This window comes from Microbacterium sp. I2 (genome assembly GCF_051364985.1).
Lineage (GTDB): Bacteria > Actinomycetota > Actinomycetes > Actinomycetales > Microbacteriaceae > Microbacterium.
This window is the reverse complement of the sequence record NZ_JBLWIH010000023.1, coordinates 28741-42379: the sequence shown is the minus strand read 5'-3', so window position 1 is coordinate 42379 and position 13639 is coordinate 28741. Positions and strand designations below refer to the sequence as shown.

Below are 13639 nucleotides of genomic sequence, written 5' to 3'. Positions count from 1 at the left end.
GCACCTCGAGCTGCGGCATCCGTCCCCGTCGCTCGAGGTCGAGAAACCACACAGAGGCTGAGAAACCACATCGAGGTTGAGAAACCGCGCCAGTCGTGATGTCTCAACCGGCGCATGGTTTCTCAACCGCCACCACCGCTGACCGAGCCGGGCCTCGCTTCTCGTTGAACGGGAACTGACCGACGATGCTGTGCCCGCGGGGCACACTGGGCCGAAGCATCCGCATCCGTCGAAGGAGACGCCATGACCACGATCCGCACCCGTGTCGCCATCGTCGGCGCCGGACCCGCCGGGCTGCTGCTGTCGCACCTGCTCGGCCACGCCGGCATCGAGTCGGTCGTGATCGACCAGCGCACGCGCGAACAGATCGAGACCACCATCCGTGCCGGCATCCTCGAGCAGGGCACGGTCGAGATCCTCGACTCGTCGGGCGCCTCGAGCCGCGTGCGCACCGTGGGCAACCGGCACGACGGCATCGAGCTGCGCTTCGCCGGAGCCGGCCACCGCATCGACTTCGCGAGCCTGGTCGGCCGCGGTGTCTGGCTCTACCCGCAGCACGAAGTGCTCAAGGACCTCATTGCGGTGCGCCTCGGCAAAGGCCAGGATCTGCGATTCGGCGTGACGGGCGAGCGCGTCGAGGACGCGGCATCCGCTCGCCCGCGAGTCATCGCGACGGATGCCGAGGGCCGGCGTCTCGAGATCGAGGCCGACTTCGTGGTCGGCGCCGACGGCTCGCGCAGCGTCGTGCGCGAGGCGGTCACGGGCTCGCCCACCGGCGGCTACTTCCGCGAGTACCCGTTCGCGTGGTTCGGGATCCTGTGCGAGGCGCCGCCGAGCGCCGACGAGCTCATCTACTCGAACTCGCCGAACGGATTCGCCCTGATCAGTCAGCGCAGCGCCACGGTGCAGCGGATGTACTTCCAGTGCGATCCGGATGCCGACCCCGAGGCCCTCACCGAAGAGCAGCTGTGGCAGCAGCTCCAGGAACGCGTGCCCGGCACGACGCTCAAGGAGGGCCGGATCTTCCAGCGCGATGTGCTGCGGTTCCGCAGCTTCGTCGCGCACGAGCTGTTGCGGGGTCGCGTCGCGCTCATCGGCGACGCCGCGCACACCGTGCCACCCACCGGCGCGAAGGGCATGAACCTCGCCGTCGCCGATGTCATCGTGCTCGAACGCGCACTGCGGGCCCTGCTGCTCGACAGTGACGAGCGCCTTCTCGAGGCCTTCCCCGAGACGGCGCTCCACCGCATCTGGAAGGCGCAGCACTTCTCGTGGTGGATGACGAACATGCTCCACGTCGCACCGGATGCCTCGGACTTCGACCGCCAGCGACAGCTCGGCGAACTGCGCTCTGTCATCGAGTCGGAAGCCGGCCGCACCTACCTCGCCGAGGCGTACACCGGCTCGCCGCTCGAGGGGCTCTCCTGACGGAGGCGCCGCCGCGACAGTCGCCGACGACTCATCGCGGTGCCACGCGCGACAACGGTCGCGCCGCCGCCCTCCCGGCCACGAGCAGTGTCAGCACCGCCACCAGCAGCACGAGCAGCGGCGCGGTCCACGAGCCCGACGCCTCATGCAGCGCCCCGAGCACGATCGGACCGCTCGCCCCCACCGCGTAGCCCACCGCCTGCACGGTGCCCGACCGGCCGGCGACGGCGCGCTCGTCGCCGCCGAGGGCGTTGAGCATGATGAACACCCACGTGATGCCGGCGCCCTGCGCCAGGCCGCCGACGATGCACCACACCACCCAGGCGCCGGGGGCGAACAGGAAGCCGAGAGGGATCGCGAGCCACGCGACACCGATGACGACGGCGCCGGTGGCGAGTGAAGTGCGGTGCGCGAACAGCGGGATTCCGAGCGCACCGGCGATGCCCGCGAGCTGGAAGACGGATGCCACGGCCCCCGCCTGTGCCGCCGGCATCCCCTCGTCCATCAGGAGCGAGGGCAGCCACGCCGTCGTCGCGTAGAACGCGAAGCCCTGCCCGGCGAACGCGACCGCGAGGAACCAGGTCGACGGCGCCCAGGCCGCCGAGCGCGTGCCATCGGCCGAATCCGCCGCCCGGGGAGCCGCGGTCGGCACGAGTGCCCTCACACCGAGGGTCCCGATCCATGTCGCGAGCGCCGCGAGCCCGAAGCCGCCCCAAACCGCGATCGCGACGCGCCAGTCCGTCGCGGCGGCAAGCGGCGCGGTGGTGAGCGTGACGAGCATCGTGCCGACATTTATCGCGGACGTGTAGACGCCCGTCATGAACGCCACGCGGGCGGGCGGGTACTCGCGCTTGATGATGATCGGCACCACGACGTTGCCGATCGTGAGGAAGAGGCCGATCATCGCGGTCCCGACCATGACCGCGGCGAGGCCGCCGAACGAGCGGACCAGGCATCCCGCGACCGACCCCGCCAGGGTGATCGTCAGGGCGAGATCGGCACCGCAGCGGCGGATCAGCACGACGGCGAGCGGAGCGCACACCGCGAAAGCCAGCACGGGGATGCTCGTGAGCAGACCCACGACACCGGCGCTGACGCCGAGGTCGGCGCCCACCTCACGGGCGACGGGCGCGACCGCGACGATCGGCGAGCGCAGCACGGCCGCCGTGAGCAGGATCGTGAGCGTCACGCCGACGGCGTGCCATGAGCGCGGGGCACGGCTGGGCGGTCGCATCGCGCCAGGCTATCGAGCGCGCGTGCAGTCGGTCGGAGCCATTGCCGCTCAGCGAGAACCCGGCACGTGACGGCGAGGGGCTCGGCTATAGTCCGGTATCCATGGCCTCACCGTCGCGGATCATCCCGCCGCCCTCCGGATCGCGGGCGACCTCGGCCGCGCTTCTGATCACCGCGGTGTGCCTCGTGGCCGCCAACATGCGCCCCACGATCACCGGGCTCGGCCCGCTGATCGACCAGATCGGCGCCGACACCGGAATGGCGGTCTCGACGCTCGGAGTGCTGGCCGCCGTACCGCTCATCGCCTGGGCCCTGTTCTCACCGCTGGCACATGATCTGAGCCGCCGCTTCGGGCAGCCGCGCGTGCTGTTGTGGTCGCTGCTGGTGCTGCTGGCCGGCACCGCGGTGCGATCCCTGCCAGGACCCGTCGTCAGCCTATGGATCGGCACTGCTGTCATCGGCATCGGGATCGCCATCATCAACGTGCTCATGCCGTCGGTGGTCAAACGCGACTTCGCCGGTCACGTGCCCGCCGTCACGGCCCTGTACACGGCGTTGCTCGCGGGGTTCGGGGCGATCTCGTCTGGGGTCGTCGTGCCGATCTCGCACATCGATCTGGGCGGGGATCCGGCGGGCTGGCGCATCGCACTGCTCGTGACCGGCGGCATCCTGCTCCCGTTCGCGATCGCGGTGTGGTGGTGGGCTCACCGAGGGCGCCGGGCGCACTCGCGGTCGGCGTCGCAGCACGGTCGCACCGGCATCTGGACCGATCCGCTGGCCTGGCTCGTCGCCGCGTACATGGGACTGCAGGCATCAATGTTCTACATGCTCGTCACATGGCTCGCCACGATCTCGATGTCGACCGGGCGCAGCGAGGTCGTCGCCGGGGTGGACGTGATGGTCTACCAGCTGTTCTCGCTGGCTGGATCCCTGCTGCTCCCCCTGGTGCTGCGCGGGCGGATCGAGCGCTTCGCGCCGGCGCTCATCCCGTCGCTCGCGATCGTCGGGGCCGCCGGACTCATGCTCGCCCCCGACGCGATCCTCGTCTGGACGCCGCTGCTCGGCCTCTCCTCCGGCGCGACGCTCGGCATGTCGCTCACGCTGATGGCCCAGCGCGCGCGGGATCACGACGCGGCGTCGGCCCTCTCGGGCATGTCGCAGTCGGTCGGCTACGTCATCGCCGCGATGGGACCGATCGTATTCGGCTGGCTGCACAGCCTCACCGGCGGCTGGACGGCTTCGCTGTCGCTCTTGCTCGCGGTGCTCGTGGTGCTGACGGTCGTGGGCCTCTTCGCCGGTCGCGACCGGTACGTCCTCGACAGCCGCTAGCCCGGAGAGGACGGATGCTGCGGCCTCAGGCGTCGGGGAACGCCAAAGCGCGCAGCAGGTCGGTGAGGGTCTGACGCTCGTCGGCCGACAGCTGCGCGTGCACGCGCTCCTCGGCCGATCGGGCAGAGTCGCGCGCGGCCGCTGCCAGGGCGCGGCCGGCGTCCGTCGCGATGACGACGTTGGCGCGCCGATCCGCGGGGTCGGGGCGACGCTCGACGAGGCCGCGCGATTGCAGGTCGTCGACGAGGCTCACGACCTGGCTCGGGTCCAGTCGGAGGAACTCGGCGAGCTCGCGCTGCGAGGGTCCTGCCCCGTCGGCGGCGAGGGAGAGCACCGAGTACGAACGCGCCTTCAACCCGTGTTCGGCGAGCGCGGCATTGCCGGCGCTGAGCGCGATCGCGTTCGCGCGGGCGAGCAGGAAGCTCAGGTCGTCGGTCAGCGCCGATGCGCGCAGTCCGGTCGCGGCGACGTCGGCGGGTTTCGGCATGGACAGATCGTAGCCCACTTCGTGGATGAAGCAAACGATTGACAATCTCAACCATCGCGACTTCAATAGGCACGACACGTAGACAGGACGCACTGCGCAGGACACAAGGGAGTCACGCATGTCACTCGAAGGCAAAGTCGCCATCGTCACCGGCTCGGGTCGTGGCTTGGGCCTCGCCTACGCGCAGGAACTCGCCCGCCAGGGTGCCGCGGTCGTCGTCAACGACGTGGACGAGGCCACTGCCGCTGAGGCGGTCGCCTCGATCGAGTCCGTCGGCGGCAGGGCTGTCGCCGTCGTCGCGCCGGTCGGCCCGACCGAGACGGCGAAGCAGCTCGTGCAGACCGCGGTCGACACCTACGGGCGGCTCGACATCCTCGTCACCAACGCCGGCGTCCTGCGCGACACCGTGCTGTGGAAGATGAGCGACGACGACTTCGACACCGTCATCAACGTGCACCTTCGCGGCACCTTCACGTGCGTGCGGGAAGCGGCGACCTACATGCGCGCCAATGAGATCCCCGGCCGCATCGTCTGCATCGGCTCCCCCACCGGCCAGCGCGGCAACTTCGGCCAGACCAATTACGCCGCCGCCAAGGCGGGTATCGTCGGCATGGTCCGCACGTGGGCGCTCGAGCTGAAGAAGGCCGGCATCACCGCCAACGCGGTCATCCCCGTCGCCGCGACCGCCATGACGGCCACCGTCCCGTACTTCGCCGCCGCGGTCGAGGCCGATGAGAAGGGCGAGCCCATGCCCGCCTTCTTCCGCCACGACCTCGGGTTCGGCACGTCGGACGACGTCGCAGGACTCATCGCCTACCTCGCATCGGATGCCGCGGCATCCGTCACCGGTCAGGCCATCGGCATCGGCGGCGACCGGCTGCAGCTGTGGTCGCACCCCGAGCCCGTCGCCACCGCCTACAGCGACGGCGGCTGGTCGTACGACGACCTCACCACCGGATTCGCCGACGCCCTGGGAGACCTGCAGACCGTTGGCGAGAAGTTCCCTCCGCTGCCCGAGGAGCTGCAGCGCCCGGCGCCGACCGGTCGTTGAGCGAGCGGAGCGAGACGAGACGCGCATGACACGGTACGAGTCCGCCATCGACCTCGATGCGATCGAGGCGATCGATGTCCACGTGCACATCGAGGTCGACGGGCACGGCCACGCATCGTTGCCCGACGATCTGACCGCGGCGGCGGCGAAGTACTTCTCGACCGACGGACCCAATCCCGACCTCGACTCGATCGCGGCGTACTACCGGGAACGTCGCATGGCCGCGGTCGTGTTCACCGTCGACGCCGAGACGAACCTCGGGCACGCGCCCATCTCGAGCGCCGAGGTCGCCGAGGGCGCCGCCCGCAACAACGACGTGCTCATCCCGTTCGGCTCGGTCGACCCCCGCAAGTCGTCGGCGATCGACGACGCGCGGCGCCTCGTCGAAGATCACGGTGTGCGCGGCTTCAAGTTCCATCCGACGGTGCAGGGATTCGATCCTTCCGATGAGGCGCACTTCCCGCTCTACGCCGTGCTGCAGCAGGCCGGCGTCGTCGCCCTGTTCCACACCGGCCAGACCGGGATCGGAGCCGGACTGCCGGGCGGGCGGGGCTTCCGTCTCGGCCTGTCGAACCCGATGCTGCTCGACACGGTGGCCGCGCAGTTCCCTGAGCTGCAGATCATCATGGCGCATCCCTCGGTCCCATGGCAGGACGAGGCACTCTCGGTGGCGACGCACAAGCACAACACGTGGATCGACCTCTCGGGCTGGAGCCCCAAGTACTTCCCCGAGCAGCTCGTACGCGCGGCGAACTCGTACCTCAAGAGCCGCGTCCTCTTCGGCTCGGACTTTCCGCTGCTCACCCCCGACCGCTGGCGACGCGACGTCGAGCAGACGACGCTCAAGCCCGAGGTCATGCCCGGCATCCTCAAGGCCAACGCCGCGCGGCTGCTCGGGCTGACGGCATCCGCCACCCCCGAAGGCTCGCGCCCCACGAAGTAAGGACATCCCATGACCACCACCGTCGCCTACGCCGATGTCGCCGGAATGGCCGGAACCGACCTCGGCTGGTCGGAGTGGCTCGAGGTCACGCAGGACCGCGTGAACCTCTTCGCCGATGCCACCGACGACCACCAGTGGATCCACGTCGACCCCGAGCGCGCGGCGTCCGGGCCTTTCGGCGGACCGATCGCGCACGGGTATCTCTCGCTGTCGCTCACCGTGAAGTTCTGGTCCGAGCTATTCGACGTGACCGGCGTCGGCACCAAGGTCAACTACGGACTCGACAAGGTGCGCTTCGTCTCCCCCGTGAAGGTGGGGGCGCGCGTCCGGATGAACGCGGTCATCGCCGAGGTCACCGAGGTCCGCGGCGGGTACCAGTTCGCCGTCGACCAGACCATCGAGATCGAGGGCGCCGACAAGCCCGCGGTCGTGGCGCGAGGCGTGTACCGCTTCTACGCCTGAAACCGTCGCTCGCGCCTCGAGGGAGAGGACCCCGCAACGATGCACAACAAGGGACTGGGTTTCTGGCTCGCCAAAAGGCGACTGCGCAACCCCGACAAGCCCGCCGTCATCTTCGACGGCGCCCAGCTGACGTATCGGCAGTTCGCGGATGCCGCGGACCGCGTCGCCGCGGTGCTCGCCCGTCGCGGCATCGGCAAGGGCGACGCCGTCGCCTACATCGGCGAGAACAGCCCGCAGTTCCTGCAGGTCATGTTCGCGGCGGCGCAGCTGGGCGCCGTGTTCGTGCCGATCAACACGCGGCTCGCAGCCCCTGAGATGCGGCACGTGCTGGTGGACTCCGGCGCTCGAGCGCTGATCCTCGACCCGGAGTTCCTCGACCGGGCGATGCCGGGCGTCGAGGCCGGGCGGATCGCCCAGGTCATCGTGACCGGAGACGGCGTCCCCGAGAGCCCGGGCCTCGCCCGGCTCGTCGCCGAGGCGACCGCCGGTCACACCGTCGCCGACGTCGACCTCGACGATCCGGCCGCGATCATCTACACCTCCGGTACCACCGGACGCCCCAAGGGCGCGGTGCTCACGCACGGCAATCTCACCTGGGTCGCGCTGAACTGCATCGTGGACTACGACGTCGTCTCGACGGACGTGTCGCTCATGATCTCGCCGCTCTTCCACGTCGCGTCGCTCGGAATGGGCGCGCTGCCCGTCATCCTCAAAGGCGCGACGCTCGTGCTCGAGAGGGGGTTCGAGCCCGGCCGCGCGCTCGGGCTGATCCAGCACCACGGCGTCACGATGCTCAGCGGCGTGCCGACGACCTACCAGATGATGGCCGACCATCCCGATTGGGCCCGCACCGACCTGTCGACGCTGCAGAAGCTCACGTGCGGCGGATCGGCCGTGCCCACGCGCATCCTGAACGCCTACGAGGAACGTGGGCTGTCGTTCTCGCAGGGCTACGGCATGACCGAGACCTCGCCGGGCGCGACCTCGCTCTCTCCCGCGATGACCCGCGAGAAGCAGGGCAGCGTCGGTCTGCCGCACTTCTTCACGGAGGTGCGGATCGCCGACGAGCACGGCGACATGGTCCCGCGCGGAACCGTGGGCGAGATCGAGATCACGGGTCCGAACGTCTTCCTCGGGTACCACGGGCAGCCAGAGGCGACGGCCGAGGCCTTCACCGACGACGGGTGGTTCCGCTCGGGCGACCTGGGCTACCTGGATGCCGACGGGTACCTCTACATCGCCGACCGGCTGAAGGACATGATCATCTCGGGCGGCGAGAACATCTACCCCGCCGAGGTCGAGAACCTCATCTCCGACATCGAGGGCATCTCGGGCGTCGCCGTCGTGGGTGTGCCCGACGACCGGTGGGGCGAGGTGCCGTGGGCCGTCGTCACCCTCACGGAGGGCGCCGACGTCGACACCGAGAAGGTCCGCTCCCACCTGGACGGACTGCTCGCCCGCTACAAGCTGCCCAAGAACGTCGTGGTGGTCGAGGATCTGCCCCGCACGGCCTCGGGCAAGGTGCGCAAGGCCGACCTGCGCGCCCGCTTCAGCGAGTAGTACCCGTCACCGCCGGCGAGAAGGTGCCTTCGCCCCCCAGGAGGTGGCACATGCTGCTTCGCCATCGAAGCGGAGCGGTCGGGGGCTTGGGCGGTGTGCTGCGCTCGGCTACGCGGAAATCAGGACTCCCGGGTCCGGTAGCGGAGCCGCACTACGCCGTTGCCGAATCGGTGCTCGTCGAGGAGTTCGAGATCCGCTCGCGTTCCGGGAGGCAGGCCCGGCTTGCCGCCTCCGATCACGATGGGTAAGACGTAGAGGTGGACCTCGTCCACCAGCCCGGCCTGGAACGCGTGGGCCGCAAGGTCCGGACCTCCGATAAGAAGGTCCTGTGAGGCGGTGGCTTTGAGTTCCTGAAGTGCGGCGGGGTCGAAGTCGGATTCGATCCGCGTGTTGGCGGTGGCGGGGGCGGTCAGCGTCCTGGAATAGACGATCTTTCTCGGTGTACGCCAGGCTGCAGCGAAGTCGGCGAATAGGGTGGAGTGCGCGGCGAGTTCGGCGTTGGTCTCCCAGACGGCCATTGCCTCGTACAGGCGTCGCCCGTAAAGGAGCGTGCCGACGGACCGCATCAGGTCTGTGTGGGCCGCGAACACCTCGTCGTCGACGGGGAAGAAGTCGAACCTGCCGCTTTCATCCTCGATGTAGCCGTCGATGGTCACATTCGTCGCGTAGGTCAGTGTCGTCATGAAGTGCCTCCTCGGCGCTCGGTTGCGTGTGCCCGGCTGTCGTTCAGAACGCCATCGAGTTTGGTAAATGCCTCGGACCACCCTTGCTTGCTGGGGGCCACGAGGTGGGCGGGAAGCCACTGGCGAATCTCCAGCCGGGTAAGACCATCGGGCTCGTCATGGAACTCGATTCGAAACCTCGTCTCGAACGGCTCGAACCCACCCGGGAGCCGGCCGCTCACATGCATCACACCCTCAAGGACCTCATCGTTCGCGACGTCGGTCAGGTCGATATACACGTGGGTCCGGACCTCGGGGTCAGCGACCCGAATCTCAGTCCACCGTTGAAAGCCACCGGGTCGCACGTCCACCTCGATCTCGTCGCGCGGCAGCAAGTTGCCGATGGGCCCCCACCACGCGGCCAATTGGTCGGGGTCGGTGAACGCGCGATACACGAGCTGACGCGGTGCGTGGAACACGCGACTCATGAAGAAGGAGACCTGCGAAGACTCGATGCTCACTTTTGCTCCTCAGGAGGAAGTCCCATCGACACCCATCCGATGCGATACGCGTTCGGCGGCCTGAACTGCAGCCAGATGGGCGTCGAGGCGATCCAGAGACGCATCCCAGAACCGCCGATAGCGCTCGATCCAGTCGGCGGCCTCACGCAGGGGCGCAGCCTCGATCCGGCACGCGCGCCACTTGCCGACCCGTGAGCGCGAGATCAGTGACGCGTGCTCGAGAACCTTCAGGTGCCTGGAGACCGCGGGCATGGACATGGGAAGCGGCGCGGTGAGCTCGGTGACCGTGGCGTCGCGTTCGCTCAACTCGGCGAGAATCGCCCGCCGCGTTGGGTCCGCCAGCGCCGCGAAGACGGTGCTCAGCTGATCAGTCGCCATAACCTCAACTCCTACATTTAACAAATGTGTTAAATGTAGGACCCTCTGGGATCAGAGTCAACCGGAGGTCGTCCCGTCCACCTCCCTCACTGCACGCTGAGATACGGTCTCGCCAGGCCGACTACCCGACGAGGGCGGCGAAGTCGCGCACGGCGGGGAAGGCGAACTCGCGGTGGCGGCGCGTGAACAGCTCATAGGAGCGGTCGGATGGCCAGTCCTCGCCCATGTACTGGCGGGGCAGGCGAGGATCGATGCGCAGCAGCGCGAGCCAGTCGGCGACCAGGACCGTCCGCGTGGTGAGCGGGGGAAGATCGGATGCCGCGTCCTCGCGTTCCCAGTGCGCGATGAACTCGTGGTGGGCGTCGCGGATGCGCTCCACATCCCACGCCGTGCGCACGGCTTCCGCCATCGGGAACCCGTCGAGCTCGGACGCGGCGAACGCGTTGACCGAACCGGGCGGCAGATCGGGGATGATCGCGTCGAGGGCGGACGCGAGATCGACGGCGCCGGGGGCGATCCACAACCCGTCTCGCAGCACCGCGAAGCCCGACCAGGTGAGCGCCGCCCGCAGTCGGTGGCGCAGCGTGCGCATGTGCTCGGGCACGCTGTACGTGACGAGCGTCCAGCCCTCGCCCTGCGGTTCGAACGGAGTGGGGCCGTTGACACGACCGGATGCCTCGCGCAGCACTTCACTGCCGTGCGAGGTCAGCTCGAACCCGATCTCGCGGCCGAGCCGCCGCCGCTCGAGCATTCCGCTGTGCACCATGCGGTCGAGATTCGTGCGGACCGCGGATGCCGCGACGCCGGCGCTCTCGAGCGCCCCGATGAGGACGCTCGCCCGCAGCGGCTCGAAGAAGCGGTCGCACACGTACTCGCCGAAGAAGGCCAGCAGCAGCTGCCGCGGCTTGCGGGTGAGCACGGAGGTCTCGGCATCCGTCTCACCCAGCATCTGCGATGCGACGGAGAAGGTCACGCCGCACCCGGGCGGACGGCCTCGCCCCGCTTCGCCCGCTGGATCTGCTCGTACACGTGAGTACGCAGCTCGGTGAACCTCGGCAGGGCACGCGTGGTGATCTGGTCGCGCTCGGGAGCGAGGTCGATCGCGAGGTCTTCCTGCACCCACGTCGGCGACTTCGACAGCACCACCACGCGCTGACCGAGATAGACCGACTCGTCGATGTCGTGCGTCACGAACAGGATCGACATGCCACGCTCTCGGTGCAGCGTGCGGACGAGATCTTCGAGGTCGGCACGGGTCTGCGCATCCACCGCTGCGAACGGCTCGTCCATGATGAGCACCTCGGGCTGGTACGCCACGGCGCGCGCGATCGCGACGCGCTGCTGCATCCCGCCCGACAGCTGCCACGGGTAGCTGCGGGCGGCGTGTTCGAGGCCGACCGCGGTGAGCGCGTCGTCGATCAGCCGGTCGCGCTCGGTGCGCGACAGCTTCTTGTGCTTGAGCGGCAGCTCGACGTTGCCGCGCACGGTCAGCCAGGGGTAGAGGCTGCGGCCGTACTCCTGGAACACCAGCGCCATGTTCGGCGGCGGTGCCGTGACGCGCTTGCCGTCCAGCTCGACCAGCCCGTCGGTGGGCTTCAGCAGCCCCGCGATGCACTTGAGCAGAGTGGTCTTGCCGCAGCCCGACGGACCGACGATCACCACGAGCTCACCGGCATCCATCTGAAAGCTGATGTCGCCGATCGCCTCGACGTTGCCCGTCGAGGACTCGTAGACCTTGCGCAGGTGCTCGACCTTGAGAAGCGCTTCAGGCACGCTCGACCTCCTTGATTCCGTGGTACCAGCGCAGCACACGCCGCTCGGCGAATCCGAAGATCACCGCGAGCAGCACGCCGATGAGTCCGAGCAGCACGATGCCGCTCCACATCTCGGCGATGAGGTAGTTGCGCTGGAAGTAGACGATCCGGTACCCGAGTCCCGATGAGGAGAAGAACATCTCCGAGATGACCATGAGGATGAGCGCGATCGACAGGCACTGCCGCACGCCCGTCATGATGCGCGGGCTCGCCGACGGAAGGACGAGATAGCGCAGCCGCTCCCCCGGTGTGATCGCGAAGGACCTCGCCGTCTCGGTCATGACCGAGTCGGTGGCACGCACGCCCTCGATCGTGTTGAGCAGCACCGGCCACACCGCACCGGTGACCATCACCACGATCTTCATCGTGTCGTTGGCACCGACGAGCACCGCGACGATGGGGATCAGCACCGGCGGCGGAACGGCCCGGAAGAACTCGAAGATCGGCTCCAGCAGTTCGCGCAGCCAGCGCACCAGCCCGATGACGGTGCCCGCCGCGATGCCGAGCACGACGGCCAGCACGATGCTGATCGCCAGGCGTCCGAGGCTCGGCAGCACGTCGGCGAAGAATGCCGGCCCGACCCACGTCTGGACGAAGGCCTCGGCGATGACGAGGGGGCTGGGAAAGAACAGCGCCGGCGAGATCGACGACCAGACCCCCCAGATCACCAGGAGCAGAATCGGGAGGCCGAGGGCGTAGGCGGTGTTCTCTCCGAACTTCGCCCACGCCCGTGACGGGCGGCGCGGGGTGATCACCGTGCTCGTGTAGAGGGTCACAGGACCTCCTCCCCTCGCACCGACTGGTGCCACGACAGCGAACGGCGCTCGATCGCGCGGAACACCAGGTTGACGAGCAGCCCCAGCATGCCGGTCACGATCACCAGCGCGTAGACCGTGGTCCATTGGCCGGCTTCGCGCGCGAACATGATCGCGCGGCCGAGACCGGGGACGTTGATGAACATCTCGGCCGTGATGGCCAGGATCAGTGCGACGGTGGCGGCCAGGCGCAGGCCGGTCATGAGGTACGGCAGTGCCGTCGGGAACACCAGGTTGACGATGCGCGAACCCCGCGACAGCCCGAAACTGCGTGCCGTGTCGCGAGCGACGGCATCCACGTCCGCCACGCCGTAGAGCACCTGGATGAACACCTGCCAGAAGCTCGCGAAGACGATGATCAGCAGCGCCGCCTGCAGCTGATAGCCGAACATCAGGATCGCGAGCGGGATCAGCGCCACCGACGGGATCGGCCGCAGGAACTCGACCGTGGTGTGGGTCGCGCGCCGCAGGAACGGCACGAGCCCGATGATCGTGCCCAGCACGACAGCGAGCACCGTTGCGATCAGCAGTCCGATTCCCCACGAGGTCAGCGTGCGGCCGACGTTGCGCCAGAACTCCAGATCGCGGAACTCGACCAGCAGCTGCGCGATCGTCTCGGTCGCGGTCGGGAAGTACGCCGGGTTCACGATCCCAAGCATCGGCAGCAGCTGCCAGATCAGGAGGAACCCGGCGATGCCGGCGACGCCGAGGGCGAGCTTGCGCAGGCCGCGGTTGCGCCGGGCTCGGCGCCCGTGGGGAAGAGGCTCGGGTCTCGTGACGACGATCATCGGAGCGTCAGCGGTGGCCATGAAGGTGGATCCGTTCGGTTTCGCTACGTCGGGAGCGCGATCGGGGAGGGCGAGGACGGCGACCGGATGCTTCCCGCCGCGTCGCGGTGGGAAGCTGGGCCCACGCGCCCGGAGGCTCCGGGCGACGCGCCAGCGGCGCCTGGAGGG

General features: G+C 68.8%; 15 protein-coding genes. 6 read left to right on the top strand and 9 right to left on the bottom strand.

The window, feature by feature from the left end; translation table 11 throughout:
* The first annotated feature begins 243 nt into the window (after nt 1-243).
* Nucleotides 244-1428 carry a 4-hydroxybenzoate 3-monooxygenase gene (locus ACLKM7_RS17130; RefSeq protein WP_436448507.1) on the top strand — a complete coding sequence of 395 codons (1185 nt, stop codon included), beginning with the start codon at nt 244-246 and terminating at the stop codon, nt 1426-1428.
* A gap of 31 nt (nt 1429-1459) precedes the next feature.
* Here ACLKM7_RS17130 and ACLKM7_RS17125 read toward each other — a convergent pair whose 3' ends face one another.
* Nucleotides 1460-2662 (bottom strand): MFS transporter, encoded by a 1203-nt coding sequence (locus ACLKM7_RS17125; RefSeq protein WP_436448506.1) that lies wholly within the window; start codon nt 2660-2662, stop codon nt 1460-1462.
* Nucleotides 2663-2763: 101 nt separating this feature from the next.
* On the opposite strand from ACLKM7_RS17125, the gene ACLKM7_RS17120 reads away from it, so the two are divergent.
* Entirely contained in the window at nt 2764-3990 is a 1227-nt protein-coding gene (locus tag ACLKM7_RS17120) for an MFS transporter (RefSeq protein ID WP_436448505.1), read from the top strand.
* Nucleotides 3991-4015: 25 nt separating this feature from the next.
* On the opposite strand, the gene ACLKM7_RS17115 is transcribed toward ACLKM7_RS17120, so the two are convergent.
* Nucleotides 4016-4477, bottom strand: coding sequence for a MarR family winged helix-turn-helix transcriptional regulator (locus ACLKM7_RS17115; protein ID WP_436448504.1), 462 nt, complete (start codon nt 4475-4477; stop codon nt 4016-4018).
* 118 nt (nt 4478-4595) lie between these two features.
* Here ACLKM7_RS17115 and ACLKM7_RS17110 point away from each other — a divergent pair, with 118 nt between their 5' ends.
* The 4 genes from ACLKM7_RS17110 to menE are packed head-to-tail and all read left to right on the top strand — an operon-like array spanning nt 4596 to nt 8493.
* Nucleotides 4596-5528 carry an SDR family oxidoreductase gene (locus ACLKM7_RS17110; protein WP_436448503.1) on the top strand — a complete coding sequence of 311 codons (933 nt, stop codon included), beginning with the start codon at nt 4596-4598 and terminating at the stop codon, nt 5526-5528.
* A gap of 25 nt (nt 5529-5553) precedes the next feature.
* The gene (locus ACLKM7_RS17105) at nt 5554-6471 is read left to right on the top strand and encodes an amidohydrolase family protein (protein ID WP_436448501.1); all 918 of its coding nucleotides are present in this window, start codon (nt 5554-5556) and stop codon (nt 6469-6471) included.
* 9 nt (nt 6472-6480) lie between these two features.
* Nucleotides 6481-6933, top strand: coding sequence for a MaoC family dehydratase (locus tag ACLKM7_RS17100; RefSeq protein WP_436448499.1), 453 nt, complete (start codon nt 6481-6483; stop codon nt 6931-6933).
* 39 nt (nt 6934-6972) lie between these two features.
* Complete coding sequence (gene menE / locus ACLKM7_RS17095) at nt 6973-8493, top strand: o-succinylbenzoate--CoA ligase (RefSeq protein ID WP_436448497.1); 1521 nt, start codon at nt 6973-6975, stop codon at nt 8491-8493.
* Between the two features lie 119 nt (nt 8494-8612).
* Here the strand turns inward: menE and ACLKM7_RS17090 are convergent, their stop codons facing one another.
* From ACLKM7_RS17090 to ACLKM7_RS17060, 7 genes are all read right to left on the bottom strand, one after another.
* Nucleotides 8613-9176 (bottom strand): dihydrofolate reductase family protein, encoded by a 564-nt coding sequence (locus ACLKM7_RS17090; RefSeq protein WP_436448495.1) that lies wholly within the window; start codon nt 9174-9176, stop codon nt 8613-8615.
* A complete protein-coding gene (locus tag ACLKM7_RS17085) occupies nt 9173-9676 on the bottom strand; it encodes an SRPBCC family protein (protein ID WP_436448493.1) in 504 nt (167 codons plus the stop codon). Before ACLKM7_RS17085 ends, ACLKM7_RS17090 begins: the two co-directional genes overlap by 4 nt.
* A gap of 9 nt (nt 9677-9685) precedes the next feature.
* The gene (locus ACLKM7_RS17080; RefSeq protein WP_436448491.1) at nt 9686-10054 is read right to left on the bottom strand and encodes an ArsR/SmtB family transcription factor; all 369 of its coding nucleotides are present in this window, start codon (nt 10052-10054) and stop codon (nt 9686-9688) included.
* Nucleotides 10055-10175: 121 nt separating this feature from the next.
* Nucleotides 10176-11027: a PaaX family transcriptional regulator gene (locus ACLKM7_RS17075; RefSeq protein ID WP_436448489.1), complete on the bottom strand. Its 852-nt coding sequence runs from the start codon at nt 11025-11027 to the stop codon at nt 10176-10178.
* Complete coding sequence (locus ACLKM7_RS17070) at nt 11024-11827, bottom strand: ABC transporter ATP-binding protein (protein ID WP_436448487.1); 804 nt, start codon at nt 11825-11827, stop codon at nt 11024-11026. Before ACLKM7_RS17070 ends, ACLKM7_RS17075 begins: the two co-directional genes overlap by 4 nt.
* Nucleotides 11820-12644, bottom strand: coding sequence for an ABC transporter permease (locus ACLKM7_RS17065; RefSeq protein ID WP_436448485.1), 825 nt, complete (start codon nt 12642-12644; stop codon nt 11820-11822). The genes ACLKM7_RS17070 and ACLKM7_RS17065 overlap by 8 nt, the downstream gene beginning before the upstream one ends.
* On the bottom strand, nt 12641-13492 hold the full coding sequence (locus ACLKM7_RS17060) for an ABC transporter permease (RefSeq protein WP_436448483.1): 852 nt from the start codon (nt 13490-13492) through the stop codon (nt 12641-12643). Before ACLKM7_RS17060 ends, ACLKM7_RS17065 begins: the two co-directional genes overlap by 4 nt.
* Between the last annotated feature and the right edge of the window lie 147 nt (nt 13493-13639).

What these genes read in the sequence shown, in the direction of transcription:
- ACLKM7_RS17130 (WP_436448507.1), top strand. Translation starts at nt 244, where the DNA reads ATGACCACGATCCGCACCCGTGTCGCCATCGTCGGCGCCGGACCCGCC.
- ACLKM7_RS17125 (WP_436448506.1), bottom strand. Translation starts at nt 2,662, where the DNA reads ATGCGACCGCCCAGCCGTGCCCCGCGCTCATGGCACGCCGTCGGCGTG.
- ACLKM7_RS17120 (WP_436448505.1), top strand. Translation starts at nt 2,764, where the DNA reads ATGGCCTCACCGTCGCGGATCATCCCGCCGCCCTCCGGATCGCGGGCG.
- ACLKM7_RS17115 (WP_436448504.1), bottom strand. Translation starts at nt 4,477, where the DNA reads ATGCCGAAACCCGCCGACGTCGCCGCGACCGGACTGCGCGCATCGGCG.
- ACLKM7_RS17110 (WP_436448503.1), top strand. Translation starts at nt 4,596, where the DNA reads ATGTCACTCGAAGGCAAAGTCGCCATCGTCACCGGCTCGGGTCGTGGC.
- ACLKM7_RS17105 (WP_436448501.1), top strand. Translation starts at nt 5,554, where the DNA reads ATGACACGGTACGAGTCCGCCATCGACCTCGATGCGATCGAGGCGATC.
- ACLKM7_RS17100 (WP_436448499.1), top strand. Translation starts at nt 6,481, where the DNA reads ATGACCACCACCGTCGCCTACGCCGATGTCGCCGGAATGGCCGGAACC.
- menE (WP_436448497.1), top strand. Translation starts at nt 6,973, where the DNA reads ATGCACAACAAGGGACTGGGTTTCTGGCTCGCCAAAAGGCGACTGCGC.
- ACLKM7_RS17090 (WP_436448495.1), bottom strand. Translation starts at nt 9,176, where the DNA reads ATGACGACACTGACCTACGCGACGAATGTGACCATCGACGGCTACATC.
- ACLKM7_RS17080 (WP_436448491.1), bottom strand. Translation starts at nt 10,054, where the DNA reads ATGGCGACTGATCAGCTGAGCACCGTCTTCGCGGCGCTGGCGGACCCA.
- ACLKM7_RS17060 (WP_436448483.1), bottom strand. Translation starts at nt 13,492, where the DNA reads ATGGCCACCGCTGACGCTCCGATGATCGTCGTCACGAGACCCGAGCCT.